This window comes from Nitrospirota bacterium, assembly GCA_035516965.1.
Classification (GTDB): domain Bacteria; phylum Nitrospirota; class UBA9217; order UBA9217; family UBA9217; genus MHEA01.
In genome coordinates this window covers 13,064-38,751 of sequence record DATIZR010000047.1, presented here as the reverse complement: position 1 = coordinate 38,751, position 25,688 = coordinate 13,064, and the positions used below count along the sequence as shown (strand labels likewise).

Sequence of the window (25,688 nt, the reverse complement as noted above, 5' to 3'; positions counted from 1 at the left end):
TATGAACGGGTTGTCTTCCCGTATCGGTTTGTCCCATTTCTCGCCCGCGAATGTTCCGGGCTTTATATCATACAGGTAGGCCAGCTCCTGAAGCGCGCAGTCTCCCGCACTGTCACAGCACATGCAGTCGTTGGGATGGTTAGAAAGAACCAGGGAAAGCGTTGTTCTTCTGAGCCTGGTCAGGGTCTCGCTCTCAGTCTTGATTTCCATCCCGTCCTCGACGGGCGTTGTGCACGAGGTCAGCGGTCTATTGATGCCCTTCACTTCAACAATGCATAACCGGCAGCCTCCGTAGGCCTCAAGCCGTTCGTCATAACACAGCGTCGGGATGAAGATGGACGCTTCCTTGCAGGCCTCCAGAATGGATTTGCCTTTTTGGGCATTGATCTGTCTGCCATTGACCGTGATCTGTATCGTGCTCGTGTGCAGCGTTCGCAGTGTCTTCATCCTTATCGAGTCCTTTCGGCTTCTCCCTTATTACAATAAATTCGAAATCAACATGCCCTGCCTTGCGAATATGCGAACAGGCGAACATCTCCAGGCGTAATTAAAATAACGAACTACAGGTAAGCGGAACGAAAGGTCCCAAGATGTTTATTGAAACGAGAAAACTCGGCACAGATCAGTGCAATGGGAGGAATCCTGGGAGTATTCCGCCCCTTTTCATTTGCACCGATCTGTGCCGATCCTGCAGAACTATTGGGAACACGCTTGCGGCACTTTTTCTTACAAACGCAACTTCTTTTGTTCTCGCTCTAAGAAGACTTTGAAATCTTCAGCAAATTGACGAAAAAGCCGGATTGCCTTCTCGCCTTCTTCCGTGACTCGCGCACCACCACCGCCTTTGCCACCGGCGGACACCTCAACAAATGGCATCTTTGATTGCCGGTTCATGGAGTCCACAAGATCCCAAGCATGGCGATATGCCATTTCCAGGGACTTAGCGGCTTTGGTTATCGAACCTTGCTCACGGATTTGTTCAAGCAGATTAACTCGACCCCAACCAATGAATGTGCCCTCTGGACCGTCTATCCAGATTCGGCCGCGCACGCCACGAATGGGTTCGATGCAACGCTTATGGTTACTCTTTCTTTTCGGCATCGGCATGAGCGCAATATATCATAGGGAATAGCGGTAGGCAAGAATAAAATCAGCTCGAGTAGAATGGGTTTTTAGGGCAGATAGTAACAGCTACGGCATGAAATCTGAACTGTTTCAAGAGTGGCAACTTCAGCCGTTTTAGGAAGAACATGATACTGCCGTTAGTAGCGTTTCTTTTATCAGCAGGCAGCCTGCCTGCTACGCAGTCGAACCTATTCAAGTTGAACCCTGGCCTGCAGTGCACCCGAAGCAATGGTCACCTACATTAATAGTACGTTGTGAAATAGCAGCTAGATCGAAGTCCCGGATGTTCGTGCGCGCGGTACTCACTGCTATATCGAGTACCTGGTTAAAGTCGCAGTCATAGAGTATTCCGTCCCATCCAACACTGACCAGATGGCGGCACATGATGCCGTCGAGGGTCGCTGGATTGAACGAACAGATAAGCTTGTCCATGTACTTATCAAGATTACCGGTGCGCGCGAGAAATTGCCTGAACCTGCCGATGGGCATATTGGTGAAAGTGTAGAGTCTGTTGAAAGAAATGCCAAACCGGGCCTGCAGTTCTCTCTTATATTCCGCTTCAAGGGTCCTCTGGTCGGGCGCAAGAAATGCGCCCGGCGGGTTATAGACCAGGTTCAGGACGAGGCCTCCCTGCTCGCCGTATCCCAGAGAGTTCAGGTTCTGGAGCGATGTAATGCATTTCTTGAAGATCCCGCCGCCCCGCACGCGATCGACAGTGTCTTCGATATAATAGGGCAGAGAGGCAACGAGCTCCACACTCCTTTCCCGATAAAATTCGGGGATATCCTCCATACCTTCTTCATAAAAGATGGCCAGGTTCGTGCGTGCTATAACATGTTTGTTCAATTTTCGTGCTTCGGTAATCAAATATCTGAAGTGAGGGTTCATTTCAGGAGCGCCGCCGGTAATGTCGATGGTACCGATCGGTAATCTCGCGAGCACAGCAAGGACACTATCCACGGTCTCCTCGTCCATCATTTCTGTCCGGGAAGGACCACCCTCTACATGACAATGCTTGCACGACAGGTTGCAACGGTACCCTACGTTCACCTGGAGGGTCGGGATCTCCCTGGCCGTGAGCGGCCCTGAATGTACCGAAAGCACCTTTTTGGAAAAAGCTGATTCCTGCATGACGGTCGATTCCTCACAAAGAGAGCTTGTCCGCGACGTTATGTGCCTGGATCGTGTGCACAAGGGAAGCGCCGCCCCTGATCGCGGCTGCCACATGAACCGCCTCCGTGATATGTTCGAGGCTCATGCCTTCCTCCATGCAGGCTTTGGTATAGGCATCAATACAGTAGGGACACTGAACCGCATGCGCAACGGCAACTCCGATTAATGCTTTTTCCCGTTTTGTGAGCATGCCAGGCTCTAGAGCAGCAGTGTACCACGCAAGAAACTTTTTGAATAGCTCAGGGTTGTGTTTTCCTACTTCCCCGAACCGATCTAAATCTTCGGCTTTGTAATAATCTCCCATAGTGTCCTCCTTTATTGACCCGCCGGTCATTGTACCAGGTCGAGAGGTGGCTTTGCAATGTTACCTGCGTAACTTTTATCTTGAGTCAGGAGAATCAAATCAATAGTGTCATAAGGGCAGGAGACGGTAGATTCTGACTGAAGAATACGGGTTCAAACATGCAGTGTTGCAAAATTGGCGATCTCAACAAGTACGGGAAGAAAAGCTCACTACAAACTCCAACCCTATTCTCCAAGTCTCCCTCGATTCTGGAGCAACGAAGAGCATCTGCAAGTCCGCGGTGTGGTTCGTAGGCTGGGTTACGCGAAGCGCAACCCAACAGCATTTTCGGGTTTCGTGTTGCTCTCCTCGACAGCCCGACCGAGAACAAGCGTTCCGCACGTTCACTCAGACTACGAGGGGATGGCTCCGAGTTGCATCAGGATCCCAAGCTGGTCAAAGTTGGTCCAATGCTCCACGATCTTGCCGTCCACGATCCGGAGGAAGTGGATCTCGGTCCACGCGATCCGCCCGCCGCTCGGCGGAACACCCAGAAAATCGCCCGTGCTCGTTGCCTCAACATGGTCGTGAAAAACAGCAAAGTCACCCTCCGCGACCATGTCGTCGACGTGCACCTGAACGTCGGGGAATGCGTGCCTCGTCGCGAGCACCAGTTTCCTGAACCCCTCTTTCGTTCCGGGTATGTTCGGAACGGGCATGTTGTGCATTACATAGCTGTCCGCGAATATCTCGTCAAAGACATCCATCTTTCCCTTGCTGAAGACCTCTTCTGCTAATCGTTTGGCTATCGTTTTATTTGCTTCCCGGGTTTTTATTGCTCATGGCAAGTCTCACTCGGCCTTTCCAGTATGCATTATACCATACCGGGATGGCGCTTCATTCCGGCAGGGTTGCTTCTCGCGGTAGCGAAGCATTTGATTCACAACAAAGGAGGAGACGTCACTCGTATGATCCAGCCGCGCCTTGCCCCGCTCATCCATCCCCAACAATTTTCCGGCTTCGATAGACATTGTAATCCGGCACAAGACGATCATAATCGCCATCCATCAACGGGGAGGAGATCATGAAATCGGCGGAGGCGCGATTGCAGGCAATGGGAATATTCCAAACGACAGCCATGCGCAGGAGCGCCTTCACATCCGGATCGTGGGGCTGCGGTTCGAGCGGATCCCAGAAAAAAATGAGAAAATCGATCTCGCCGTCGGCTATCTTGGCGCCGATTTGCTGATCCCCGCCCAAAGGCCCGCTCTGGAGTTTGTTAATTTTGAAGCCAAGCTGTTGTTCCAAAATCTCGCCGGTTGTCCCCGTTGCGTATATCTTGTGATGAGCCAGGAGCACTTGATTGTATTTTGCCCACTCAACCAGATCACGTTTCTTATTGTCATGTGCGACGAGGGCAATCTTTTTATCGTGTTCCATCACGATCTTCTTGTGATTCATATAAATTCATCTCCTCCTATGTAATAGAAACTCATTTTCAATGCGGCAGACAATATGACGAGAAAGTTTACAGAAGTACACAACTGTCATCAATTGCGAGATGCCGGCCTTTCGCAATTCTTTTGCTGCTTCTCTAGTAAAGTATGAACTAATGACTGCTCACTCAGAATGCGCTACACCTAATACGTTCACGAGGCTCTATCTTCCGACCACCAGAACCGTAAAGCTGTCCTTGACCATTGTTGGTCGCGGCTTTGGCGTTGACGGGGTAGCCGGCAGGAGGGCTGCAAATTCAGCTGCCGGCAAGTATAGGGTGTGGTTCCTGGGGTCGATGGCCATGGTGCGGGATCCGCGCTGCGTGGTGACCGTCTGAACCACCTCGAACTTCCCGGGAGATGCCTCCCGCACCACGGTGAGAGTGCCGTCTCCATTGGAACTGAACGCCAGCCCCGTCCCGGGATCAAATCCGTTCCCGTCAACACCCTCGCCGATCGGAACGAAGGAGATCACGTTGCCCGTATCCGTATCCAGAACGGCCATGACCCTGCTGTGGCATCCGGCAAAGACCCGGTGCTGCTCCGCATCAATGGCCATGCCCGTGGGCTCTTCGCAAGGCTTGAGCGAGGACCGCTTTGTCACTGCGCGCTTTTGGCTGTCGATTTCGACAACCTCGCTCGTATCTTCGATATTCACATAGACCCTGCCCCTGCCGTCGGTTGCGGCAAATTCCGGCTTTCCGCCGAGGGCGATCGTACCGAGGACCTTATCAGATACTGCATCGAACACGGTTGCGTCTTTGCTTCGTCCATTGAACGTGAATAGCCGTTTGAAGGCAGGGTCGTAAAGTATCGCATCGGGATTGGCTCCTGTTTTCACGTATCCAAGAACCTTGAGCGTGTTCAAGTCGAAAATAGTCGCCGTATCTGCTTTCCCATTGCTGATAAAGCCACGTTTCAGCTCCGGCGCCAGAGCGATTCCGTGGACACCCGGTGTGTCCGGGATGTCGCCTATCAATCTATCGGTGTCGATATCGACCACCATCACGTGGGTACTTCGCGATAGGTACAGGCGACGCGCTGTGCTATCCACCGTCAGATAATCCCAGCCCCCGTCACCGCCGAGATGCAGTTTCTTGATCACGTGATACCCGGGTTCCGCAGCATAAGAGATCGTGCTTATGCACAGGCTGCAAAAAAGCAATAATAATGTTCTCATCATGAATCCGCCTTTCGTCGCGTTAGTCTTATACTCCCGATCTCTGATCAAGGCCGTTAGAAATTAAAGACAGGTTCCCATTATAAACTCCTTGTGAAAAGAACATCACGGGTGGAGATAACAGGAAGAAGTGCGTGCTCTCTGTCACAGCATCGCAGCAAGCATTCCGCCCAGCGCGGTTATTGTCACCACCACCCAGGGTGGAGTTTTCCAGAGAGAAAGAAGACAAAAGGCTATCAGCCCCAGGATGAAATCATGTGCCGACAAGATGCCGCTCGTCCAGACGGGGTCATAAAATGCCGCCAAAAGCAGCCCTACGACAGCCGCGTTGACTCCCATCAGAGCGCACCGGACAGCCTTTTCTTTTCTCAGCGTCTCCCAGAAAGGGAGGATTCCCATCAGGAGAAGGAATGACGGCACATAAATAACTGTCAAACAGATGGCTCCGCCGACCCAGCCGCTGGGCGACGGTTGCATGACCGTTCCGAGATAGGCGGAAAAAGTGAACAGGGGTCCCGGCACCGCTTGGGCAGCCCCGTAACCAGCCAGAAACAGATCTTTGCTTACCCATCCCGGAGAAACGACTGCTGTCTGCAACAGGGGGAGAACAACATGTCCGCCGCCAAAGACCAGAGAGCCTGTTCTGTAGAAGCTGTCAATGAGCGCTATCGTATGACCGTGAACGTATCCCGCAAGAATGGGAATACCGAAGAGCAATACGGCAAACAGGCCGATACAGAAAATTGCCGTGGCACGATTGATCGGGATGTGCAGGGTTGAATGGCCCGGCACAATGTCTGACTTCAAAATAATCAGCCCGAACAGCCCGCCGACGAGAATCGCGATTATCTGTCCCCAGGCGCTTGGCCAGACAAGCACAAGCACCGTGGAAAGTACGGCCATTGTGCCGCGGGGCCGGTCGGGAGCCAATGCCTTTGCCATTCCCCGGATCGCCAGGGCCACTACCGCTACGGCGACAACCTTCAACCCATGGAGCCAGCCGGCGTGGACCACGGCGCTCTGCAAGGTGTTAACGCCATACCCGAACAGGATCAGCGCCAAGGCCGATGGCAGGGTGAACCCGGCCCATGCCGCCAAAGCGCCGCGGATACCCGCCTGAGACATTCCGATTGAGATGCCGACCTGGCTGCTGGCCGGACCGGGAAGAAACTGGCACAGGGCGACGAGATCGGCATACGCCTCCTCGCTCAAAGTTTTGCGTCGAGCGACAAATTCGTTTCGAAAGTATCCGAGATGCGCTACCGGTCCGCCAAACGACGTCAAGCCGAGCCTCAAGAATATTTTGAATACTTGAAAGGCAGTTAATTTCTGCGAGGTGTCCATATTGACAAAGTGAAAGATCGCAGGGATGAAAACGGCATTTTTTACAGACTGCGACCGCTGCACATCTCAAAAAGAAATCTATGCTTATTCTAAAAAATTGTCAACAGCGCGAAAAATTAAAAAAGAATTAAACCCTCCAGGAGACCCTGTAATCAACCGACTATCGGGGAGTACAGGCACACGAGCCGGCATGATCCGGGCTTGTGTCCGCGATTTCGTCATCTGGAAAGGGTTGCCCCGGTCTTCGTCTGGATGCCCATTTATTGATCATAGGCCTACAATTTCATCTATCATGAGACAAGAGAACGCTCTGCAGCATGCTGATTGTGCAAGTTTGAGCAATAAAATAGGGCATTTTGTTCCTTTATCATTCCACTCGAGCGTGGCACGGGCTTTGCTTTAACAATGGCAAGGTGAAGATCGAAGTAATGGTCAGAGATGTGCCTGTCAAAGGGAAGGGACGTAATGTTCGAGGCATTTGATATCGAAAGAAAAGGAGATTCCTATGAAAAGGATTGAAGCGATTATACGTCCGGCCAAGGTTTCAGAGGTCTGCGCCGCTTTGGACAAAGTGGGCCATCCCGGCGTTACGATCTCTGAAATTAAAGGCCATGGACGCCAAAAAGGGCTCATAACGAAGTATCGCGGCGTATCGTATAAAGTGAATCTGGTGGCCAAAGCGCGAGTGGAAGTGGTCGTAAAAGACGAAGACACGGACAGGATCGTCAAGGCAGTCCGTGAAGCCGCGTTGACCGGCGAGGTGGGAGACGGAAAGATATTCGTACACGACATGGCCGACGCTATAAGGATACGGACCAACGAAACCGGCATGGCCGCACTATAAGGTGATTCGTTCCGCCGGCGGGTAAAGGTCGCCGGGACGATGAAATGCTCTCTCGAAAAAGATATAATAGAGATAAACGAAAGAAGAAAGGATTCCGGACTTCGGAAAATTACAGATGACATATCTTGCGTGGCTCATTTTTATCGGTGCGGCAATTCTCGAGGTCGGCGGCGACGCAGTGGTTCGCAAGGGGCTTCGCGGGAGCGGCCTCGTCATCATATTGATCGGCTTTGCCATGCTGGGCTGCTACGGCGTGGTGGTCAACATGGTGAAATGGGATTTTTCAAAATTACTCGGCGTGTATGTCGCGGTCTTTGCGCTCATCAGCATCTTGTTCGGACGGTTCGTGTTCAAGGAAGAGATACCGCCTGCCACATGGGTGGGATTGGCCGTAATCGTGTGCGGCGGGATGATCATCCAGTTCGGGGACATGATGCAGCTATGAAGGACAAATTATGAACAGCTCAATACTTGTCGTCATGGGGACGCTGATCTGTGCGTTTCTCGTCATTTTCATGCAGGCCGGTTTTGCCATGATGGAGACGGGGTTCACGAGAGCGAAGAACGCGGGCCATTCCATGGCGATGAACATGATGGTCTTCGTTTTCGGCGTGCTCGGGTACTGGATATGCGGCCATGCGGTCCGAACCGGCGGCTCAGGATTTTTTCTGACCAACGTGGCGTCAGATGCCTCGATCATCGTGCTCTTCCTGTCCCAGGTGGTCTACCTGAACATCGCGGCGACCATACCGACCGGCGCGATGGCGGAGCGCTGGACGTTCAAGTCCTTCGTGGCGTACGGTTTCTTCATCGCCATGTTCGTGTATCCCTTGTACGCAAACTGGGTGTGGAGCGGGGGATGGCTCGCTCAGCTCGGCAGGAACTTCGGTCTCGGACACGGGGTCCTCGACTTTGCCGGTTCATCGGTTGTTCACATGGTCGGCGGCGTTGCCGGGCTCGCGGGTGCGATGGTGCTCGGTCCCCGCATGGGGAAATACCGGGCCAACGGAACTCCTGTTGCCATTCCCGGTCATCATATCCCGATGGCTGTTGTAGGGTGTTTGATACTTTTCTTCGGGTGGTTCGGGTTCAATGCAGGCCCGGCCATGGCTGACGGCGGTCTCCGGCTCGGCGTCATCGCGGGAAATACCATGCTTGCGGGCGTGGCTGCGGCTGTCGCGGCCATGTGCTACGTGTGGTTCATGTACGGGAAACCCGATCTTTCGCTGATCGCGAACGGGCTCCTCGGCGGGCTCGTTGCCATCTCGGGGCCCTGCGCATTCGTGAGTCCCTTAGGAGCGATCATGATAGGGTTTGCCGCCGGCGTGCTTTGCTGCGCAAGTGTTTTCTTTGTTGAACGGAAGCTGAAGGTGGACGATCCGGTCGGCGCCATATCGGTCCACGGCATTTGCGGCGCCTGGGGAATGATCAGCCTCGGGCTTTTTGCCGACGGTACTTATGGAAACGGCTTGAACAATGTTTCTGGTATGGTCAGAGGGCTGTTGTACGGAGGCGGAACGCAACTCGTGGCGCAGATCATCGGTGTCGTGGTGAACTTCGTATTCGTTTTTTCCGTGATGTACCTGTTCTTCAAGTTGCTGGACAGGATCATCCCGATGCGGGTATCGGAAGAAGTGGAGTTCGAGGGCCTGGACCAGAGCGAGGTCGCGGTTACGGCCTATCCTGACTTCAGCATAACGAAGACACGCAGATAGGGAACAACTGAGCATTCACAAAAAGTCTCCATCCTCCCTCATATGGAGAGCGGCAACCTGGGCCGGCATGCATTGCATGCCGGCCCGATTTTTCCCCTGGTGCGGCTTTCATCCCTTTCCGATTCTGCCTGACAACCCTGCTGACATCGCTGTTACTAAGGTCTCATCCGGAGCGGCTATCGGGCTCATTTCTTGACGTGCTTCAACGGGCGGTGCTATCCTTGAACTGTTCCCAAGAGAACACCAGAGTGGATAGTATTCGCAAGGAGGTGGCTTCCATGGCAGTAAAGGCTTATGTGCTTATCGAGGCGTATCCGGGCGCATCGCGCGATGTCGCGGCGGCTGCCCGGAAGATCAAGGGCGTGAAATCCGCGGCAGTCGTAACCGGGCCGCATGACGTGATCGCCTTTGTTGAGGCGGCAGACGCGAAGGCTCTCGGCGACGTGCTTATTGCGAAGATCCAGAAGATCGACAGCATAGCCGGAACAGTTACGGACGTGGTGATCGATTGAAGACGTTCCCGAGTCTTCCCCTCGGGGTTTCGACATAATCCCGAATGAGAGTTAATGATGCACCGCGCTGGGTCATCCGCTCGCGCTCATACGTGAAGGGCGCACCGCTCCGCCCGCTCAGGGATATCCGTCGTATTTCTTGCATTTTCCGCCTCTCTGTATTATGCTCGCCGTACCAGCCAGGGGAAAGGATCTTGGTCTCCCGGAAGCGGGAGCTTCCGGGCAGGGATGTGCATTGACCTCGATCCGGGAAGAATCATGACGTTTTATGATGATTGCATCAGTGTCCGTCAGTGTCGAGTAACTTGCATGCGAGACGCAGCCTGTTCCCGATGGCCCCAAAGGCATGCGTATTCACGGTGAGAAGGTTGATTATGAGGGAACTCTCTTATGTGTGAATTCTGTACGAAGCACGGCGAAGGAAAGATCTGGTACAAGAACGCGGCGAACTACGCCCAGGATCTCCTGTCGGACCTCAACCGGCGGCGCTACATCGAGAACTTCCTCACCACGGCGTTCGGCGAAGGCTTTCAGACCCTGGGAAGGCTCGAGACGATCTACCGCAAGAAGGGCAAGCTCCCGCGCGCGGTGGCGAAGGCCATGGTCGAAAAGGCAAAGGCCGAGCATTTCGGCCAGGTGCTGCCCATCGAGGAGATCGACGAGGTGGTCAACAGTGCCAGGACCGTTGTGCGCATGCCCTGCGCGTGCCGGTGGAACATCGGGAAAAAGGAAGAACGCTGCTGTTACGCGGTGAGCTACGGTCCCGAGGCCTGGTACCGATCGATCGACATGGGGTACTTCGGCAAGGCCTCCGATGAAGGCCTGGAATCGCTCACGCCGGACGCTGCCGTTGCGCAGATGCGGGAAATGGAAGAGCAGGGAAGGGTCCATACGATCTGGACCATGATGACCCCCTTCATCGGCGCGATCTGCAATTGCCGGCCCGAGGACTGCCTCGCCATGCTGACCCTGTCGCGGACCACGGTCGAGACCATGGAGCGGGCTGAGCAGGTCGCACGGGTGGAAGACGCGCTTTGCACCGGCTGCGGCTTGTGCGACAGTGAGTGCCATTTCCGGGCCATATCCAGCCATAACCATGCCGGTGCGTCCCACGCCCATATCGATCCCCAGAAGTGCTTCGGCTGCGGCCTGTGCAGGAGGGCGTGTGTTCCCGGGGCGATCACGCTGGTTCCGAGACAGGGAGCAGGACAGCGGTGAGAGCCTGCGATGCCTTCAGGGGCTTGACACAGATCTGCCCTGATATTTCCCTGCGCGGAATTCGAGGACAGGGTTTGCTCGCGGCGGAGATATTTGACGCTGATGGACACTGAAAAATGCTATGAAACTGACTGGCAGCACATCCGGGAGTCTGAATTCTGAAGTGATGCAGGGAGGTACTGTGGAGAAGAAGAACGCGCCATCAGGTCATGAGGAACAGAAGGAGGGGGAGGGCCATTTCATCCTGAACATCGCAAAGATCGTGTTTCTCGTCGCGGTGCTCGTGTCCTTCTGGTATTTCTTCGACAAGTGGCTCGGGAGCAAGTAGCACGGGCATGCATGGTTGCCCTGTGCAGGATCCCTGTCCCGGTCTCGCAGGGAATAAAATTCCCGGCGCTGCTTGACGGCACACGGCCGTTTGAGTAGCGGCTTATCACGGCGTCATGTCATTGCAAATGCTGTGCTTCCATTTGCAAGCTGAAGAAGTGCACCGGAGGTTGTCTGTGGCAAAGAAGAAGGGTCCCCTAAAAAAGGTTCATTCTCCTGCAGGGGGAACAATAACCCAGCAGAAGAGGGACCGTGTCGCGTCGATCCTGGCAGTCGTGCTCGGGCTGCTCTCCATCAGGCAGGGAGGCAGTGTCCTGCTCGGCCTGTGGGTTCCCGATTACCCCGTGCTTCCCTGGCTTGTCTGGTACAACGTGGCGATGGGCTTTGTTTCCGTCGGCGCCGGGGTCGGCATGTGGCAACGGCGTGCCTGGAGCGGCGCCCTGGCCGTCAACATCCTTGTGTTCCACGGCATCGTGTTCGCGGGACTTAGCGCGATGCACCAGTTCGGGCAGGTCGTGGCCTCGCAAAGCATCTTTGCCATGCTGTTCAGGACATTCACCTGGATCGTCATTTATTCCCTGCTGAGGTGGAGGCGGCAGGAAGACCGGTGAGGCAGTAACGTCGGAAACGCAGCAGGTCGGGGGTAAGGCCCTCGGGTGCGAGAACTGATCGGACAGCGTGGGCGTACCCATCGCTGGTCCCGGAGGCCGGCCAAGACGAGGCCAGCCTGATCGGGATAGCCGCATGGTCCCCCGTTCTCGAGTAAAGTGAGAGTGACACGGTATTACTGCTGCAACGGCGTGATTGTCGCTCGGCACCTTGTAACGTTCTGCTTTCTGTGTCACAATAGAATTAACCTTTGCTGCAAGGGACGCGTACGAAAGCGAAGGGCTTTCTGCTGGCATTCCGGACCACGCACCGTTGGTCGCATCGATGCCCCATCAGCCTGACGACGAGGAGGTGACCCATGGCACGCCACGACGCTGCTCCGTTCCACGGACGCGCATTACACGGCAACCGCCTGATCAGCGCGGTTGACCGCGACCCGAACCATTTGCACTACCTCACGCTGCTTCTGCACCGGATGGGATACCGCGTCGAAGCGGCGGCTACGGATGCAGCGGCTCGCCGGAGCATCGGCAAGCAGGTACCGGACCTGGTAGTCGCTCATTTCCCGCTCGTGGGGGACAATGACCTGGCGTTCCTGCAGGAACTCCGGGAGAACCAGCGCACGGCCGCGGTTCCGGTCATCGTGATCACCTCCTCGGGCGACCTGGTGGGAGCGAAGGATTGTCTCGCGGCGGGTGCCGCCGAATGCGTTGCCTGGCCGGTCGAGGCGGAGGAACTCTACTTTTCGGTCCAGAAGGCGCTCGAACGCGTGCCGCGCCGGAACCTCCGGATGCTTCTTCGGCTGCCGGTGTACGTGAACAGCGACCCCTTGGAGTGCAGCGCAAACGGGTGCGAGACCGTTCTCTCCGCAAAGGGCATGTACGTGGAGACACGGTATCCCGCCGCAGAGCGGGAGAAGCTTGCGGTGCAATTCATGCTCGGGGACCGGCCCGTGAGCGTTGACGCCATGGTGCTGTTCAGCGACTATCCGGGCCCTGCACTGGGCCGCGAGACCGGCATGGGGCTGTACTTCACCAAGATCGCGCCCGAGGACGAAGCGTTCATCCGGCAGTATATCCACAACGCCATCTCGGCAGGCGAGCCGGGGGGAAAAGTCGGCATGGGAACGAAACTATAACGGACAGCGCCGTCGGGCCTCGGGCTCCTGGCCAGGTCTTCACATCACCCAGATCTCACCTGCCGCATGAAATGGTCGTAACGCGTAAGCGCGTGCCTGCACACATCGTGGCCCTCCGATACATCCTGTCAATATCCGGCGCGGGCCCCATCGATGCACGCCCGGAGATATTTCCTAGACGTCCTGCATGGTCAAGCCAAACAACGTTCTATTGCCACCCTGGACCGTCATGGCTCTTGACAATTGACGTGCCCCGGTCAATAATTAATTAAGGTTAATAAAATTCGAAACTATGAAACAGTGCCGGTCGTCACGGGAAGTCAGCGTTCGCTCCATGGCTGCGAGAGCCTTTCTTTCCCCCGGATGTTCAGTTGAGACCGCACATGCATGCGGTAATGCAACCATCGACCAGCGGAGCCGAAATCTTCACTGGCGAAAAAAAGGGGAGGTGCATATGAACAAGAGCGGTTACTGGTCTCCTTATCTGGCAGGCGCCGGGATCGGCCTGGCCCTCCTGGCATCGTTCGTAATTGCGGGCCAGGGGCTGGGCGCTTCGCGGGCATTCACGGTTGGCGCCGGGACGGCCATGAGGGAGGTGCTGCCCGGCTACACGGCGACGCTGACGTACCTCGAGAAGTACCTGGAAACATCCCCTTTCAGGGACTGGACCGTCCTTGAAGTGGCCGGGGTGTTCCTCGGCGCGTTCCTCGGCGTTGCCTTGAGCAGAAGCTTCAAACTCCGGTTCGACCGGGCCGCGACCATGACCGTCGGGATGCGGGCGATGACGGCATTCGGGGGAGGAGCGCTCCTCGGGTTCGCCAGCAGGCTCGCGCGGGGATGCACGAGCGGCGTAGCGCTCACCGGCGGCTCCCAATTTGCTCTGTCCGGCTGGGTCTTCGTCATCGCCATGTTTGCCAGCGGATTCCTGTTCGCATCTCTCTTCAGGAGGTTATGGTCATGAGCGCGCCTTTACTCTTGAGTGACAACGTCAATCTAGTGATGGCCGTCGTTCTGGGGGCGTTCTTCGGGTTCTTTCTCGAACGGGGAGGGCTGGGCAACCCGCACAAACTAACGGGTGTTTTCTATCTGTCCGATTTCAGCGTACCGAAGGCCATGTTCACCGCGATCCTCGTCGCAGCGACCGGTCTTGTGCTGCTCGCAGACTTGAAGATCCTTGACATGAGCAGAATATGGATCATACCCACGTACTTCTGGCCCCAGCTGGCAGGGGGAGCGCTTTTCGGACTCGGTTACCTCGTAAGCGGATACTGTCCCGGCACTGCCGTGGCCGGCCTTGCTTCCGGCAGGCTCGATGCCCTTGCGACGATGTTCGGGATTGGAGCCGGGACCCTGATCTTCTCGGCGGTCTTCCCGCTGATCGAGCCCTTCTACAAGATATCGGATATGGGCTCGGTAACGCTGCCGGGATTGACCGGCATCAACCACTGGGTCTTTGTCGTGGCACTCTTCGCGCTTGCCGGGGCCATGTTCCTCGGCATGGAGCGGTACGAGAGAAGGGGCCGGCACTCTCCGTCAAAGGAGAACAGGCCTCTTCCGCTTGGTCATGGTGCGTCCCGGGCGGCCAGATAACTAAGACGGGACAACCGGCACGAAGCTTCACTAACGCAATCGTTTTGACGAGGCCCGAAGAATTTTCCCGGGCCTCGTTTTGATGCCTCCCGGGGTAGCGGCCATGGTGACACTTTCCGCCTGCGCGGTTCGTATACGCTATAATAGTAGTAAGAGCAGATCGTGCCCGGTTGCGGCACGTCCGCTTGATGCAGGTTGAGAGATGCGACCATGTCGATATTCCTGATGATCATATCCATCCTGGCAGCTGCCTATCTCTTTGCGGCAATCGTGTTCTACTACGGGTTCAAGAACTGGCATCCCCTGTGCGGCGGCAAGTCGTCGAGATGCGGGGGAGGGGCATCGTGCTCAAATGCTCCCCTCGACAAGTTTCCCGGCAGCTGACGACCGGTCTCTCCGGCTCATATAGTTGCTTCATGCCTTGCCCTGTGAAGCATCCCGTTGCCATCCCGGCAACGAAAGGCAGACCCTCCAGGCCTTCGCCTGCTCCTGTTCTCCTTTTAATGTCGAATATGCTTAGAAGAGAAAAACGTCACCATTTGTAGCACCTGCAGATCCTATCCGTTCTGCTGCATTTGCTCTGCCATGTTCCGGTGACTTGACACGTGGACCCGGGACCTCTATTATTTAAATAGGAATATCTTCGGAAGGGCGATTGCGATCCGCGCCCGGGAGGACTAAAGAAAACAGGACCCTATCGTTCATAGCTCCACGCAGGCTGGATTTGGGATGCCATTCCCCGCAGGAGGTGCATCATGAGAAGGCCGAGAGTCATTCTGTTCGAGGAAGGGGCGGAGACGAAAAAGGCGTTGAAGCAGTTCTTCGAGGCCGGGGGCTATGAAACGATCGTCGTCGCGCAGTTTGATTTTTGCCCTTTCTACCGGAGCGTGGAGGCATCTCGCGGCGCAAGCATAACGTCCTGCTGCGACCTCGTCGTCATTGGGAACAAGGGGCCGCACGTGAGCAGTGCACGGCTCCTCACGTCACAGACCCATCACTGCAGTATACCGGAACCACACCATAAAGCGATCATCACTGGAGCGTCCGCCAACGATTGCGTAGACGCGGTTAAGGCAGGGGACGTGGCCGTTTTCCACGATCCCCTTGATCTCGACGAATTCGGGAAGTGGGTCCGGAGCTGCCAGGAGCGGATGGACCTGACGATACCGCTTTTGATCATGCGCAAGGCGCCGCGCCTGCCCTGTTCCGCAGACACGAAGGTTCACTATCGTGTCATGAACAGGAACGAGATAAACCAGGCACGCGCGTTGAACCTGAGCTCCTGCGGGATCTGCATCAGGACGAGGCACTCTTTAAAGCTCCGTCAGGTGATTCACCTGTGGTCAAAGGCCCCGCTTATTACCGAAGATGCCGAGGTGCGGTGGATCCAGCCGGCCGGGGATGGATCGCTCCTGATCGGCCTTACGTTCTGTGTCGACTGAGCGCACGATCGACCTGCGCACGCACAGCGTCTTCTTGGTAGGGGAGGTCACCGTAGAGAGCAGCATGGCATCAGGCTCGCATTCCGGAGGAGGATTTCATGAAAAAAATAAACTGCTGGGAGTTCAAGCAGTGCGAACGTCAGCCTGGCGGGGAGAGGGTCCGGGATCTCGGACCCTGCCCGGTAACCATCAACGAGGACCTGGACGGCACCCATGGGGGGATTGGCGCCGGCAGAGCATGCTGGGCAGTCGCGGGTTCGTTCTGCGGCGGAAGGATGGAGGGGACGTTCGCGCAAAAACTGAATGACTGCGGGAAATGCGATTTCATGGCTCTCGTAAAGAGGGAGGAAGAATTGGCGCCTCCGACGTTCAAAACGGGGAGGCGCGAAATAGAGAAGGCGAGAAACAGGAGCGTATCCGTGAGAACGGATCCCGGTCTCCTGTTTTGACATTTTCCCCGTTATCTGCTAACGTCTTTCCAGGGGCTGTCCCCTCCGCTTACCTGCCCCGCTCGGCGGTACCGAGCATGTTCCATCGTCATGATTCATGACCCCGCCGGTAATGCCGCTGGCCAGGGAATTACAGGAGATTGCCATGGACACTTGCCGTCCTGATAGATCGCTGATCGCTCGCGCGATCCTCGATCATCTGTCCAAGAATCCCGATGCCCAGGATACGCTTGAGGGCATTGCCCGGGGGTGGATGCCGGAGCTGAAGGGCGACCAGCACAGGGTGCTCGTCAAGGAAGTCCTTTCAGATCTTGTCACCCAGGGTCTGATCGAAAAGATACAGGACGATGACCGAAAGACCCTTTACCGGGTCCGCGCTGCGCGGAAGGGGATCGCGGGGCAAAGGAGCTGATCCACTGCTCGCACAGGCCCCCTTCCACCCGGCAAGGCCGGATCACACCCTTCGGGCCGGTCCAGTCGCAGTCGGGTCTTCCTGCTGTGGTTTGACATCCTCGGGATATTCTGATAGTTTCATGCAAGTGAGGACCGCTGATAAACAGCCGCCTCCCGTTCGTCCTCGCCCGGAGATGCGCTCGTGACGATCTTCTTCCTCAAATCGCTCCTTTCCCTGATGCTGCTCGCTCCTGCGGTCTACGGCATGTACACCATGTTCAAGGTCTTCGGAGGAGGACTGGATTCGGCTCGGCCAGAGCAGTTCAGGCATCGCCACAGGGCCGCGGGCTATCTTTTTATCCTAATCTTCCTGCTCGTCTCTTTCCTCTGCGTCAGTTTCATGGCCGCGTCCCGATCGGAGCCGTCTCCGCGCGCCGCGCTGCATATTCTGCTCGCGCTCACCATCGCCGCGCTCTTGATCGTAAAGGTGCTGTTCGTGCGGTCGTTCCGGCAGTTGTACGCCCAGGCGAAGGTCATCGGTACCGTGATCGGGATCATGAGCGTGGTGCTCGTCGGCATGTCGGCGGGATATTACCTGACCATAAGCCGGTTCGGGCGCGACCTGACCGCGGACAAGAGCGTGTTCTACCGGATCAGAGGGCCGCTCCTTGCCATAGAGCGTACCGGTGGACCGGGCGTACAGGCGGTCAGGACCGATCGCATGAGTGTCGAGCGCGGCAGGACCTTGTTCGCATCGCGGTGCGCTGCCTGCCACGACCCGCTGAGCACGAACACGATCGTAGGACCGGGGCTCAAGGGACTGCTCAAGAACCCCACGCTCCCCGTGAGCAAGCACCCGGCAACGGCAGAGAGCATCCGGTTCCAGCTTCGCCAGCCCATGGGCCGCATGCCCTCCTTTGCCTATCTTTCCGACGAGGAGATGGAAGACCTCATTGCCTATCTCAATACGCTGTAAGACGCGCGGCCCATCGTGAAACTCAAACATTTGGAGGTGCAGTGTCATTCCGTCGTCGGCAGCGCGTGCTTTCACCGATACCTTGTAGACCGCATCATTCTCGTGACTATCGCCTTCCATCATGAGTCCAACTGGCTATCCTTGCCGGGCCTTCTTCAGCAGAAAATTAGTCCGTTTTGCATGATATAGCGATAGGACGAAAGTATCTGCTTTATATCATATTTTAATCCTGCCTTTCCATCATACGAGGTCTCTTCACTCTGTTGCGTCCTGACGACCCATGGCTGCATCCGCGAGTTCGAAGTTCCCGGGAAAAGAAATTGATATTGGCAAGCGCGCATCATTAAAGTTCTTGCCCCGCTGACCGATAAGAAAGAGGGCTCGCCGAGACGGGGGTGAAAAAGAGGAGGATGAACTTGGCTTATCTTGTGTGGTCCGATGATTTCAGCGTGAAGGTGAAGGAGATAGACGAACAGCACAAAAAGCTGGTCGGCATGATCAACACGCTTCATGAGGCAATGCTCGCAAATAAGGGGCGCGAAGTGAAAAAGGCGATCATTGTCGGCATGGTTGATTATGCCTCTGTCCATTTTGAGACAGAGGAAAAATATATGAAGCATTTCAGCTTCCCCGGATACCCGGCGCATAAGGCGGAGCATGACCACTTCGTTGAAAAGGCCATGGATCTGAAGGCGCGCGCGGAAGGAGAAGGATTCATCCTGAACCTGGAGATATTGGGTTTTTTAAAGAACTGGCTTCAAAATCACATTTTGGGGACTGATAGGAAATACTCGGCATACTTCAACGGACACGGTCTTCAATGACCTTGAGAACGGACCCTCGGGTGCAGTGTCCCGGCTGGCCGGGTGATATGAGCAGCAGAGCCATTTACCTGGAGTGCCGCCATGCTCACCTGGACGCCTGATCTGTCCGTGAATGTATCTGAAGTAGATGACCAGCACAAGGAGCTCTTTTTCCGCATCAACCGGTTCCTGGAAGCGCTCGAAAGCAGGCCGGATGCCTCGGCCCTCGCCGAATTTTTTGACTACCTCGAAGGGTACATGAATTTTCACTTCGGCACGGAAGAGCGGTACATGGAAAAGTACGCTCTCTACGGGTACACCGACCACGACCGGCACCTGTCCGAGCACGCGGCGTTCCGGCGGGATTTTGCCGAATTCAAGAACGAAATGACCAGGGACGGCGTCTCGGAGCTGATGATCGGCGAATGGCGGAACTGGATCACGAACTGGTGGTTGCTTCACATCACCCGGGTGGACAAGGGGCTCGGAGCCTTCATCCGGGAGATGATCCTTTTTTGACGGCGTACGGTCCGGGCCGTCCGCTTGGCTCTGATCGATGAATATCATCCAGCCCGTCTTTTGGCGCGATTTTGACATTTCTCCTGTTCTCTGCTACATTTCCCCTATGGCCCGCCGTTGCGCGGGGACTTTCCGTAGTCAAGCGGGGCCGTCTGGCGAACCGTGAAAGTTCTTTCTCCGGCCAGTCCTGCGTCGCCGGGTAAATCTGTCAACTTCTTACTTATTCTTCTTATGCGGACGGTGATGCAGAGCAACGATGTTCTCTCTCGCCCCGCTGCCGCGTCATTCCCGTGCACAGGCGACGTAGAGCGTTCCTCTGATGCATCCCGGAATTTCGAGGCATGGTACCACGCGTTCGAATCAATGTGTTCAATACATGCGGGAAAGGAGGTGAGACAGAATGAAGGCATTGACGTTCATTGCAGTTATTCTGATCGTCTCGGCAACGGTCTTTGCAGCGGCGATGACCCCTGAGGAGCGCGGCAAGATACTTTTCAACGATACGAAACTCGGCGGCGGCACTTCGGGGCGGTCATGTAATACCTGCCATCCCGAGGGGAAAGGCCTCTTCGGCGTGGGCGAAAAAAAGCTTTGGAAGAATCCGGGCGGCGAGTACACATCTCTCGAAGAGGCTGTTAATATTTGTATCACCATGGCGCTCCAAGGCAAGGCTCTCGACGTGAAGTCCGAAAAAATGAAGGACCTGATATCCTATCTCAAGTCCCTCAAGGCACCCGGTGCTGCTGCGCCGGCCAAGAAACCCGACGTAGGCTGCTAGATTCGTCCCGCCGAATCCGGGAGAGGCTCGGCCTCTCCCTCTCTTCTTTTCCTGCCCTGATACGAACTCGCTCGGACCACTGACTAAGGACTGATGAACATCTTGAGTCGTCATGCCTCTTCCGTACTTCACCTCGCGTCAGCATCATTGCAGACCCTCGAGCTTCCCTCCTTCGTGTTTCCGCTGACGTCGCCTCGCTCATGCGGCGAGCGTCAACAGCCGGGTGGAGAGCTTGATGTCCACGGCGGACAGGGCCACTGACACGGGGCAGCCCTTCTTGGCCGCCTCCGCCTTCTCCCGGAACGTCCGTTCGTCTATCCCGGGCACCTTGCCTTCCGTGTCGAGCTCTATTCCCGAGATCTTGTAGCCCTCGCCTGTCTTTTCAACGAAGACCTTCGCCACGGTGTGGATGTGACCGGCCGTGTATCCGGCCTGCTCCAGGATCATGGACAGCGCCATGCTGAAACAGCCGGCATGCGCCGCTGCGATCAGTTCTTCCGGGTTGGTCCCCGGCGCTTGTTCGAACCGCGACCCGAAGGAATACTTGCCTTCGAAGGCTCCGCTGCCAAACATCATCTTCCCTTTCCCTTTTTTAAGACCGCCCTCCCACTGGGCTTCTGCGGTACGTACTATCATGGTGCACCTCCTCATGGACGGCTCTGACACGGTTCCCTGTCAAGGCGCCATCCTTGACCATATTATACCTCTTACCATGGACCAATCATTCCGCCGCGGGAAGGACCGGTGCCTTGAGGAGCGAATCGGGAACCGTTCCGGTCAATGATTTTAGAAAGGCGGCGATGTCCGCTGCCTGCTCGCGGGAAAGTTCCTTCGCCAGCTGGATCCTGGCCATGATCGTGACCGCGTCTTCAAGCTTCTCCACGGAGCCGTCGTGAAAATACGGCTTCGTTTCAGCGACGTTCCGGAGAATGGGCACCTTGAACAGGTATTTATCGGCAGCGTTCTTTGTTACCGCGAATCGCCCCTCATCGATTGGCTGGCTGGCCGTGGCGTTCCAATACGGTTCGAAGACGCCGAACTTCTGATACATCTGGCCGCCAAAAAAGGGGCCGAAGTGGCAGGTCATGCACCCCGTGTCCAGAAAATCCTGGAGGCCCCGCTTCTGCTGCGCCGACAGGGCCGAAGGCTTGTTGTTCACGAAATCGTCAAAGGCCGCCGGAGTCACGAGCGTCCGCTCAAAGGCTCCCACGGCCTTCGCGAAATTGTCCGCGGTCACTGGATCTTTGTCGCCGGGAAACGCCTCCTTGAACAGCGCTACGTAGGCTTTCATCCCTTTTAACACCTTCTCCACGGACTCATAAGAGGGCATGCCGTAGGAAGGCGGGCCGATCAGCGCCTGTTTGGCCTGATCTTCCACGCTCACGCGGTTGCCGATCCAATGCTCCGATATCTGGGCCGCGGAGTTCAGGATGCAGGGCGAGTTCCTCGGGTTGTCCTTGCAATGGTTTCCGACCGCTTTTTTGAGGCCGTCCGCGGCATAGAGGCCGGGGGGGTGGCATTTCGCGCAGCTCACGGTCCCGTCAACGGAAATGCGGGATTCCCAGTAGAGGATGCTCCCCAGCTTGGCCTTCTCGGGGGTGATGGGATTTTCCGGGGACGGCATGGATGCGGGGAGCGGTCCAAACACCGCTCTGGCCCTGTTCATCAGGTCCTGATCCGGGGTGGCTGCAAAGAGCGCAGGCGCTCCGGATGCGGTTATGATCATCGCGGAAAGGATGAAGAAAGCTGTTTTGGTAAGTGGGGTGCTCAAAGCTCTGAATCTGTTCATAATGGTCCTCCTCTGACCCTGGCCAATGGTCTTCTCGTGGTCTTGATGCTGAATGGAGCTCGCAGATGGAGGTATACAGCAACTATAGCGCAAAAAAGGCGAATTTCAAGACAGGCGGTTTCCTGTGCATGATACGATGATACGAAAGGATGAAGGTGTGATGATTGCTGTCACGACTTCCCAATTGCCAGCATGCTACGCTACGTGTCTCCTGTTACCGGTCAAATGGAAAAGGATCGACGCGATGCGGTACCTTCGCTCCGCGAACCAGCGATAGGCAATGCGGGAGAGCGCTTCTGCTCCGGGCAGGGCGAACAGGAACGCGGCAACACGGTACCCTTTGAGGCGGGCGATAATCTTCGGCAGTGCCTTTTCGCCGACCAGGACCTTCCCGTCGGGAAGCACGAGATGCATGGCCCGCATGCATGCACCAGGCTCTATCCCCGGGAACTGGCCGGCCCTCTCGTCCGACTGGCATGGCACCATGTCGAAGGAATCAGCGACCTCGTTCTCCCTGATCCAGGAGACGGTGCCGCGGCAGATGGGGCAGGCGGCATCATAGATGAGCGCTGCAGGCTTCTCGCCTTTGCGTGCAGTTCCGTTTTTCATATCTCGTTCTCCTCAAGACCGCCCCCGGGCCGGAGCTATGCACTCGCCTCGTTCAGTGTTTCGATTGCGGAACGATCAAGCTCAAGCCGCGTAGCCGCGACCAGGTCCTGCAATTGTTCCACGCTCGTCGCGCTCGCGATCGGCGCGGTGACGCCGGGCCGGGCCATCAGCCAGGCCAGGGAGACGGCCGCGGGAGTCGAGCCGTATTCCTTCGCGACGAGATCCAGAGCATCGAGGATCCGGAAGCCCCGCTGGTTCAGGTATATCCCCACGCCCTGGCCCCGGAGGCTCTTTGACAGATCGTTCCGCGTCCGGTACTTGCCCGTCAGGAACCCGCTGGCCAGTGAATAATAGGTGATCACGCCCAGGTCCTTAGCCCGGCACAGAGCTTCGAGGTCCGCTTCAAAATCCATGCGGTCGTAGAGGTTGTACCGCGGCTGCAGGCTCTGGTATGCGGGATAGCCCTTCCGGCTGCTGACATCGAGCGAAGACGCGACCCGCTCGACGCTGAAATTCGACGCGCCGATCGCGCGGACCTTGCCCTGCCCGATCAGCATTCCATACGCTTCCAGCGTTTCCTCGATCGGCGTGTTCGGGTCGTCCCGGTGCGACTGATAGAGATCGATGACGTTCGTCTGCAGCCGCTTGAGGGAGTCCTCCGCGGACCGCAGGATATGGGTCTTCGAAAGCCCCCTCCCGAACGGTCCCATGTCGCTGCCGACCTTCGTGGCGATCAGGACCCGGTCGCGCTTGCCGCTCTGTTTGAGCCACTTGCCGAGCATGGTTTCCGATTCGCCGCCCCTGTTTCCGGAGACCCACCGGGAGTATACGTCCGCCGTGTCGATCAGGTTCCCTCCTGCGTCCACGAAGGCGTCCAGGATCCTGAACGCGGCCTGCTCATCCACGGTCCATCCGAAAACGTTTCCCCCCAGCGCGAGGGGCATGATCTCGAGTCCGGAGTTTCCGAGTCTGCGTTTTTTCATGGCCTCCTCCGATCACAGCGCTCGACCGCGACGTCAGGACCGAGCAGGATGCTGCGATCCATGTGACCCGCAATCGATGGGTCCCGACGCTTTCGCCCCTCCGAACGTCACGGGGTCTTTCGTTTCGTGCGTAGTATAATCTTAGCACAGCCCTGATAAAACTAGGATTGATCCGGTTCTGTATTATGAACAAAGTATTAGCGCAGCACGACTGGTGCGCGGCGGGAGGCATCAAGGGTTAGGGGCGAGAGATGGACGCGAAGCGTTCGGCAAAAAGGCGATAGGGGGAAAGCGGAGCATCAAGCCGGAGACGCGCCCTCAGAGGATAGGCTGATGGATCGGGTGCGGCGGAGGGAATAAAAAAGGCGGGCATTTGCCCGCCTTTTCAGTAGCATCCGTTGCATCATCAGCAGCCGACCTGTGCTTTCGCCTTCTGGGGACCAACCTTGGTGACCACCTTCTTGCCGCCCTTTTCCGTGTACTCCACGGTCACCTTGTCGCCTACCTTCACATCCTTGATCAATGAGCCCTGCTCGCAGTCGAAGCCGACATCAATGGTCCCGCTCGTGAGCGTAAGCATGCCCTTCTGCACATCCACCGCTTTGACCACTCCGGACTGCTCCATTGCAAGCGCAACACCTGCAAAAGCCAACAGAACTAATGCGATTACTACGATCGACTTTACAACTTTCATGTTATTCTCCTCCGTTCCCTTTGGTATTATGAATCGAAACAAGATCAGGGTTAAGAATAGCATTCCGCAATGACCCTTGTCAAGGAGTTGTCAGCAAAAATGTGGGGATCGATCTATGATCTTGCATTCAGCAGGTTGTCCGCCGCCTTTGAATCGATTCTTTCATGTTGACAATGATATACCGGATAAAGTATTGTCCTCCAGCAGAATAGAGTCATCACGCGGCAGGGGAAGCAGATTCCCGGATAATGACCCGCACAGAAAGAAGGTACGATGAATTTCAGTTCGTTCAAGCTCCATCCCAAAATAGCGGCGGGCGTAGAAGCGCTCGGCTATCAAACGCCGACGCCGATCCAGAAGCAAGCGATCCCGCCCGTGCTCGAAGGCAAGGACGTCATGGGCCTTGCCCAGACCGGTACCGGCAAGACAGCTGCATTCGTGCTGCCGATCCTGGAGCGGCTGCTCCCGGGACAGCGGGGCAGGGTGCGCGCCCTGATCGTCGCGCCGACGCGCGAACTTGCCGAACAGACCCATGTGTCGATCGGCGAACTGGGGAAAATGACGCACCTCAAGAGCTGCACCATCTACGGCGGCGTCGGATTGAATCCCCAGATCCAGAAGCTGCGGCAGGGCGTTGATATCGTCGTGGCCTGTCCCGGCCGCCTGCTCGATCACATCAGCCAGAAGACGATCGACCTGTCCCATCTCGAGGTGCTCGTGCTCGATGAGGCGGACCGCATGTTCGACATGGGGTTCCTGCCCGATGTGCGAAGGATCATCAAGCATCTTCCCGTCAAGCGACAGACGCTGATGTTCTCGGCAACCATGGCGGACGATATCAGGAAGCTGGCGCACGAAGTGTTGCATCACCCGGTCACGGTGCAGGTAGGGCACACGGCGCCGGCGGGCACCGTCGCGCACGCCCTGTACCCGGTGGCGCAGCACCTCAAGACGGCGCTGCTCATGGAACTGTTGAAACACACCGACACGGAGTCGATCCTGATCTTCACGCGCACCAAGCACCGCGCAAAGCGCATCGGGCAGCAGCTCGAGAAGGCGGGCTACCAGGCGGCCTCGCTCCAGGGCAACCTGTCCCAGAACCGGCGCCAGGCTGCGCTCGACGGGTTCCGCGACGGCTCGTACCGGATCCTCGTGGCAACGGACATCGCCGCGCGCGGCATCGACGTTTCCTCGATCTCCCACGTCATCAACTACGACATGCCCGACACCACGGACGCCTACACGCACCGCATCGGCCGGACCGGCCGCGCGGCAAAGACCGGCGACGCCTTTACGTTCGTGAGCTCAGAGGACGAGCCTCTGGTCAGGAGCATCGAGCGCGTGCTCGGGGAAAAGATCGAGCGCCGCACGCTGAAGGGCTTCGACTACCATAAGCCTGCGCCCGCCCGGGACGCTGAGTTTGCGCGGCCCCCGCGCGAGCCGCAGCGCCGCCGCGCACCGGAGCGGCCGGAACAGGCGAGGGGTCACGCCGCTGCCCCGAGACCGGCGGGACGCCATGCCCATGCGCCGCATGCCGGAACGCGGACTTCCCAGACTTCGCCCGGCCATGGCCGGCCCGAGCACGGAAAACAGGGAACCGCTCACCCGCAGCGCAGCGCCGCTCCCCACAGCGCGCCGGCGGCCCGCCACCCATCGGGCACGAGGACATTCAAGCCCCGTACGCGTTAGAACCCTGCTA

At 56.8% G+C, this 25,688-nt stretch carries 32 protein-coding genes; 19 read left to right on the top strand and 13 right to left on the bottom strand.

Annotated features, from left to right (window positions below; translation table 11 throughout):
* The 8 genes from VL197_07200 to chrA form a co-directional block, all read right to left on the bottom strand.
* Positions 1-447: 2Fe-2S iron-sulfur cluster-binding protein (locus VL197_07200; GenBank protein ID HUJ17764.1), on the bottom strand; the 447-nt coding region annotated here is incomplete at its 3' end.
* Between the two features lie 279 nt (positions 448-726).
* A complete protein-coding gene (locus VL197_07195) occupies positions 727-1,107 on the bottom strand; it encodes a ModE family transcriptional regulator (GenBank protein ID HUJ17763.1) in 381 nt (126 codons plus the stop codon).
* Between the two features lie 210 nt (positions 1,108-1,317).
* Complete coding sequence (gene arsS / locus VL197_07190; GenBank protein ID HUJ17762.1) at positions 1,318-2,256, bottom strand: arsenosugar biosynthesis radical SAM (seleno)protein ArsS; 939 nt, start codon at positions 2,254-2,256, stop codon at positions 1,318-1,320.
* A 13-nt stretch (positions 2,257-2,269) separates the two neighbouring features.
* Complete coding sequence (locus tag VL197_07185) at positions 2,270-2,602, bottom strand: arsenosugar biosynthesis-associated peroxidase-like protein (protein HUJ17761.1); 333 nt, start codon at positions 2,600-2,602, stop codon at positions 2,270-2,272.
* A 392-nt stretch (positions 2,603-2,994) separates the two neighbouring features.
* Entirely contained in the window at positions 2,995-3,390 is a 396-nt protein-coding gene (locus tag VL197_07180) for an ester cyclase (GenBank protein ID HUJ17760.1), read from the bottom strand.
* Positions 3,391-3,574: 184 nt separating this feature from the next.
* Entirely contained in the window at positions 3,575-4,042 is a 468-nt protein-coding gene (locus VL197_07175; protein HUJ17759.1) for a methylglyoxal synthase, read from the bottom strand.
* Between the two features lie 198 nt (positions 4,043-4,240).
* Complete coding sequence (locus tag VL197_07170; protein ID HUJ17758.1) at positions 4,241-5,182, bottom strand: YncE family protein; 942 nt, start codon at positions 5,180-5,182, stop codon at positions 4,241-4,243.
* Between the two features lie 219 nt (positions 5,183-5,401).
* Entirely contained in the window at positions 5,402-6,601 is a 1,200-nt protein-coding gene (chrA, locus tag VL197_07165; GenBank protein HUJ17757.1) for a chromate efflux transporter, read from the bottom strand.
* A gap of 505 nt (positions 6,602-7,106) precedes the next feature.
* Here chrA and VL197_07160 point away from each other — a divergent pair.
* From VL197_07160 to VL197_07075, 18 genes are all read left to right on the top strand, one after another.
* Complete coding sequence (locus VL197_07160) at positions 7,107-7,445, top strand: P-II family nitrogen regulator (GenBank protein HUJ17756.1); 339 nt, start codon at positions 7,107-7,109, stop codon at positions 7,443-7,445.
* 115 nt (positions 7,446-7,560) lie between these two features.
* Positions 7,561-7,890, top strand: a complete 330-nt coding sequence (locus tag VL197_07155) for a hypothetical protein (GenBank protein HUJ17755.1) — start codon at positions 7,561-7,563, stop codon at positions 7,888-7,890.
* A gap of 10 nt (positions 7,891-7,900) precedes the next feature.
* Positions 7,901-9,160, top strand: coding sequence for an ammonium transporter (gene amt / locus VL197_07150; GenBank protein HUJ17754.1), 1,260 nt, complete (start codon positions 7,901-7,903; stop codon positions 9,158-9,160).
* A 278-nt stretch (positions 9,161-9,438) separates the two neighbouring features.
* Complete coding sequence (locus tag VL197_07145; GenBank protein HUJ17753.1) at positions 9,439-9,672, top strand: Lrp/AsnC ligand binding domain-containing protein; 234 nt, start codon at positions 9,439-9,441, stop codon at positions 9,670-9,672.
* A gap of 390 nt (positions 9,673-10,062) precedes the next feature.
* The gene (locus tag VL197_07140) at positions 10,063-10,890 is read left to right on the top strand and encodes a 4Fe-4S dicluster domain-containing protein (protein HUJ17752.1); all 828 of its coding nucleotides are present in this window, start codon (positions 10,063-10,065) and stop codon (positions 10,888-10,890) included.
* A 181-nt stretch (positions 10,891-11,071) separates the two neighbouring features.
* Entirely contained in the window at positions 11,072-11,218 is a 147-nt protein-coding gene (locus VL197_07135; protein HUJ17751.1) for a hypothetical protein, read from the top strand.
* 175 nt (positions 11,219-11,393) lie between these two features.
* Positions 11,394-11,828: a hypothetical protein gene (locus tag VL197_07130; GenBank protein HUJ17750.1), complete on the top strand. Its 435-nt coding sequence runs from the start codon at positions 11,394-11,396 to the stop codon at positions 11,826-11,828.
* 356 nt (positions 11,829-12,184) lie between these two features.
* Positions 12,185-12,964 carry a response regulator gene (locus VL197_07125; GenBank protein HUJ17749.1) on the top strand — a complete coding sequence of 260 codons (780 nt, stop codon included), beginning with the start codon at positions 12,185-12,187 and terminating at the stop codon, positions 12,962-12,964.
* 454 nt (positions 12,965-13,418) lie between these two features.
* Positions 13,419-13,925, top strand: coding sequence for a YeeE/YedE thiosulfate transporter family protein (locus tag VL197_07120; protein HUJ17748.1), 507 nt, complete (start codon positions 13,419-13,421; stop codon positions 13,923-13,925).
* Positions 13,922-14,554, top strand: coding sequence for a DUF6691 family protein (locus tag VL197_07115; protein ID HUJ17747.1), 633 nt, complete (start codon positions 13,922-13,924; stop codon positions 14,552-14,554). The genes VL197_07120 and VL197_07115 overlap by 4 nt, the downstream gene beginning before the upstream one ends.
* A gap of 210 nt (positions 14,555-14,764) precedes the next feature.
* Positions 14,765-14,938, top strand: coding sequence for a hypothetical protein (locus VL197_07110; protein ID HUJ17746.1), 174 nt, complete (start codon positions 14,765-14,767; stop codon positions 14,936-14,938).
* A 371-nt stretch (positions 14,939-15,309) separates the two neighbouring features.
* On the top strand, positions 15,310-15,996 hold the full coding sequence (locus VL197_07105) for a PilZ domain-containing protein (protein HUJ17745.1): 687 nt from the start codon (positions 15,310-15,312) through the stop codon (positions 15,994-15,996).
* A 98-nt stretch (positions 15,997-16,094) separates the two neighbouring features.
* Complete coding sequence (locus tag VL197_07100; protein HUJ17744.1) at positions 16,095-16,445, top strand: hypothetical protein; 351 nt, start codon at positions 16,095-16,097, stop codon at positions 16,443-16,445.
* Between the two features lie 145 nt (positions 16,446-16,590).
* Complete coding sequence (locus VL197_07095) at positions 16,591-16,857, top strand: hypothetical protein (protein ID HUJ17743.1); 267 nt, start codon at positions 16,591-16,593, stop codon at positions 16,855-16,857.
* A gap of 183 nt (positions 16,858-17,040) precedes the next feature.
* Positions 17,041-17,814: a cytochrome c gene (locus tag VL197_07090; GenBank protein ID HUJ17742.1), complete on the top strand. Its 774-nt coding sequence runs from the start codon at positions 17,041-17,043 to the stop codon at positions 17,812-17,814.
* Between the two features lie 416 nt (positions 17,815-18,230).
* Positions 18,231-18,638: a bacteriohemerythrin gene (locus VL197_07085; protein HUJ17741.1), complete on the top strand. Its 408-nt coding sequence runs from the start codon at positions 18,231-18,233 to the stop codon at positions 18,636-18,638.
* An 81-nt stretch (positions 18,639-18,719) separates the two neighbouring features.
* Entirely contained in the window at positions 18,720-19,136 is a 417-nt protein-coding gene (locus VL197_07080) for a bacteriohemerythrin (protein HUJ17740.1), read from the top strand.
* Between the two features lie 400 nt (positions 19,137-19,536).
* On the top strand, positions 19,537-19,914 hold the full coding sequence (locus tag VL197_07075; GenBank protein ID HUJ17739.1) for a hypothetical protein: 378 nt from the start codon (positions 19,537-19,539) through the stop codon (positions 19,912-19,914).
* Between the two features lie 198 nt (positions 19,915-20,112).
* Here the strand turns inward: VL197_07075 and VL197_07070 are convergent, their stop codons facing one another.
* The 5 genes from VL197_07070 to VL197_07050 form a co-directional block, all read right to left on the bottom strand.
* Entirely contained in the window at positions 20,113-20,550 is a 438-nt protein-coding gene (locus tag VL197_07070) for an OsmC family protein (GenBank protein ID HUJ17738.1), read from the bottom strand.
* Between the two features lie 85 nt (positions 20,551-20,635).
* Positions 20,636-21,703 (bottom strand): cytochrome c peroxidase, encoded by a 1,068-nt coding sequence (locus VL197_07065; protein HUJ17737.1) that lies wholly within the window; start codon positions 21,701-21,703, stop codon positions 20,636-20,638.
* A 195-nt stretch (positions 21,704-21,898) separates the two neighbouring features.
* The gene (locus tag VL197_07060; GenBank protein HUJ17736.1) at positions 21,899-22,312 is read right to left on the bottom strand and encodes a DUF393 domain-containing protein; all 414 of its coding nucleotides are present in this window, start codon (positions 22,310-22,312) and stop codon (positions 21,899-21,901) included.
* Positions 22,313-22,347: 35 nt separating this feature from the next.
* Positions 22,348-23,295 (bottom strand): aldo/keto reductase, encoded by a 948-nt coding sequence (locus VL197_07055; protein HUJ17735.1) that lies wholly within the window; start codon positions 23,293-23,295, stop codon positions 22,348-22,350.
* A 406-nt stretch (positions 23,296-23,701) separates the two neighbouring features.
* Positions 23,702-23,989, bottom strand: a complete 288-nt coding sequence (locus VL197_07050) for a hypothetical protein (protein ID HUJ17734.1) — start codon at positions 23,987-23,989, stop codon at positions 23,702-23,704.
* Between the two features lie 273 nt (positions 23,990-24,262).
* Between VL197_07050 and VL197_07045 the strand changes: the two genes are divergently transcribed.
* Positions 24,263-25,678 (top strand): DEAD/DEAH box helicase, encoded by a 1,416-nt coding sequence (locus VL197_07045; GenBank protein ID HUJ17733.1) that lies wholly within the window; start codon positions 24,263-24,265, stop codon positions 25,676-25,678.
* The last annotated feature ends 10 nt before the right edge of the window (positions 25,679-25,688 follow it).

What these genes read in the sequence shown, in the direction of transcription:
- VL197_07195 (HUJ17763.1), bottom strand. Translation starts at nt 1,107, where the DNA reads ATGCCGATGCCGAAAAGAAAGAGTAACCATAAGCGTTGCATCGAACCC.
- arsS (HUJ17762.1), bottom strand. Translation starts at nt 2,256, where the DNA reads ATGCAGGAATCAGCTTTTTCCAAAAAGGTGCTTTCGGTACATTCAGGG.
- VL197_07185 (HUJ17761.1), bottom strand. Translation starts at nt 2,602, where the DNA reads ATGGGAGATTATTACAAAGCCGAAGATTTAGATCGGTTCGGGGAAGTA.
- VL197_07175 (HUJ17759.1), bottom strand. Translation starts at nt 4,042, where the DNA reads ATGAATCACAAGAAGATCGTGATGGAACACGATAAAAAGATTGCCCTC.
- chrA (HUJ17757.1), bottom strand. Translation starts at nt 6,601, where the DNA reads ATGGACACCTCGCAGAAATTAACTGCCTTTCAAGTATTCAAAATATTC.
- VL197_07160 (HUJ17756.1), top strand. Translation starts at nt 7,107, where the DNA reads ATGAAAAGGATTGAAGCGATTATACGTCCGGCCAAGGTTTCAGAGGTC.
- VL197_07155 (HUJ17755.1), top strand. Translation starts at nt 7,561, where the DNA reads ATGACATATCTTGCGTGGCTCATTTTTATCGGTGCGGCAATTCTCGAG.
- amt (HUJ17754.1), top strand. Translation starts at nt 7,901, where the DNA reads ATGAACAGCTCAATACTTGTCGTCATGGGGACGCTGATCTGTGCGTTT.
- VL197_07145 (HUJ17753.1), top strand. Translation starts at nt 9,439, where the DNA reads ATGGCAGTAAAGGCTTATGTGCTTATCGAGGCGTATCCGGGCGCATCG.
- VL197_07140 (HUJ17752.1), top strand. Translation starts at nt 10,063, where the DNA reads ATGTGTGAATTCTGTACGAAGCACGGCGAAGGAAAGATCTGGTACAAG.
- VL197_07125 (HUJ17749.1), top strand. Translation starts at nt 12,185, where the DNA reads ATGGCACGCCACGACGCTGCTCCGTTCCACGGACGCGCATTACACGGC.
- VL197_07120 (HUJ17748.1), top strand. Translation starts at nt 13,419, where the DNA reads ATGAACAAGAGCGGTTACTGGTCTCCTTATCTGGCAGGCGCCGGGATC.
- VL197_07115 (HUJ17747.1), top strand. Translation starts at nt 13,922, where the DNA reads ATGAGCGCGCCTTTACTCTTGAGTGACAACGTCAATCTAGTGATGGCC.
- VL197_07110 (HUJ17746.1), top strand. Translation starts at nt 14,765, where the DNA reads ATGTCGATATTCCTGATGATCATATCCATCCTGGCAGCTGCCTATCTC.
- VL197_07105 (HUJ17745.1), top strand. Translation starts at nt 15,310, where the DNA reads ATGAGAAGGCCGAGAGTCATTCTGTTCGAGGAAGGGGCGGAGACGAAA.
- VL197_07100 (HUJ17744.1), top strand. Translation starts at nt 16,095, where the DNA reads ATGAAAAAAATAAACTGCTGGGAGTTCAAGCAGTGCGAACGTCAGCCT.
- VL197_07095 (HUJ17743.1), top strand. Translation starts at nt 16,591, where the DNA reads ATGGACACTTGCCGTCCTGATAGATCGCTGATCGCTCGCGCGATCCTC.
- VL197_07080 (HUJ17740.1), top strand. Translation starts at nt 18,720, where the DNA reads ATGCTCACCTGGACGCCTGATCTGTCCGTGAATGTATCTGAAGTAGAT.
- VL197_07075 (HUJ17739.1), top strand. Translation starts at nt 19,537, where the DNA reads ATGAAGGCATTGACGTTCATTGCAGTTATTCTGATCGTCTCGGCAACG.
- VL197_07070 (HUJ17738.1), bottom strand. Translation starts at nt 20,550, where the DNA reads ATGATAGTACGTACCGCAGAAGCCCAGTGGGAGGGCGGTCTTAAAAAA.
- VL197_07065 (HUJ17737.1), bottom strand. Translation starts at nt 21,703, where the DNA reads ATGAACAGATTCAGAGCTTTGAGCACCCCACTTACCAAAACAGCTTTC.
- VL197_07060 (HUJ17736.1), bottom strand. Translation starts at nt 22,312, where the DNA reads ATGAAAAACGGAACTGCACGCAAAGGCGAGAAGCCTGCAGCGCTCATC.
- VL197_07055 (HUJ17735.1), bottom strand. Translation starts at nt 23,295, where the DNA reads ATGAAAAAACGCAGACTCGGAAACTCCGGACTCGAGATCATGCCCCTC.
- VL197_07050 (HUJ17734.1), bottom strand. Translation starts at nt 23,989, where the DNA reads ATGAAAGTTGTAAAGTCGATCGTAGTAATCGCATTAGTTCTGTTGGCT.
- VL197_07045 (HUJ17733.1), top strand. Translation starts at nt 24,263, where the DNA reads ATGAATTTCAGTTCGTTCAAGCTCCATCCCAAAATAGCGGCGGGCGTA.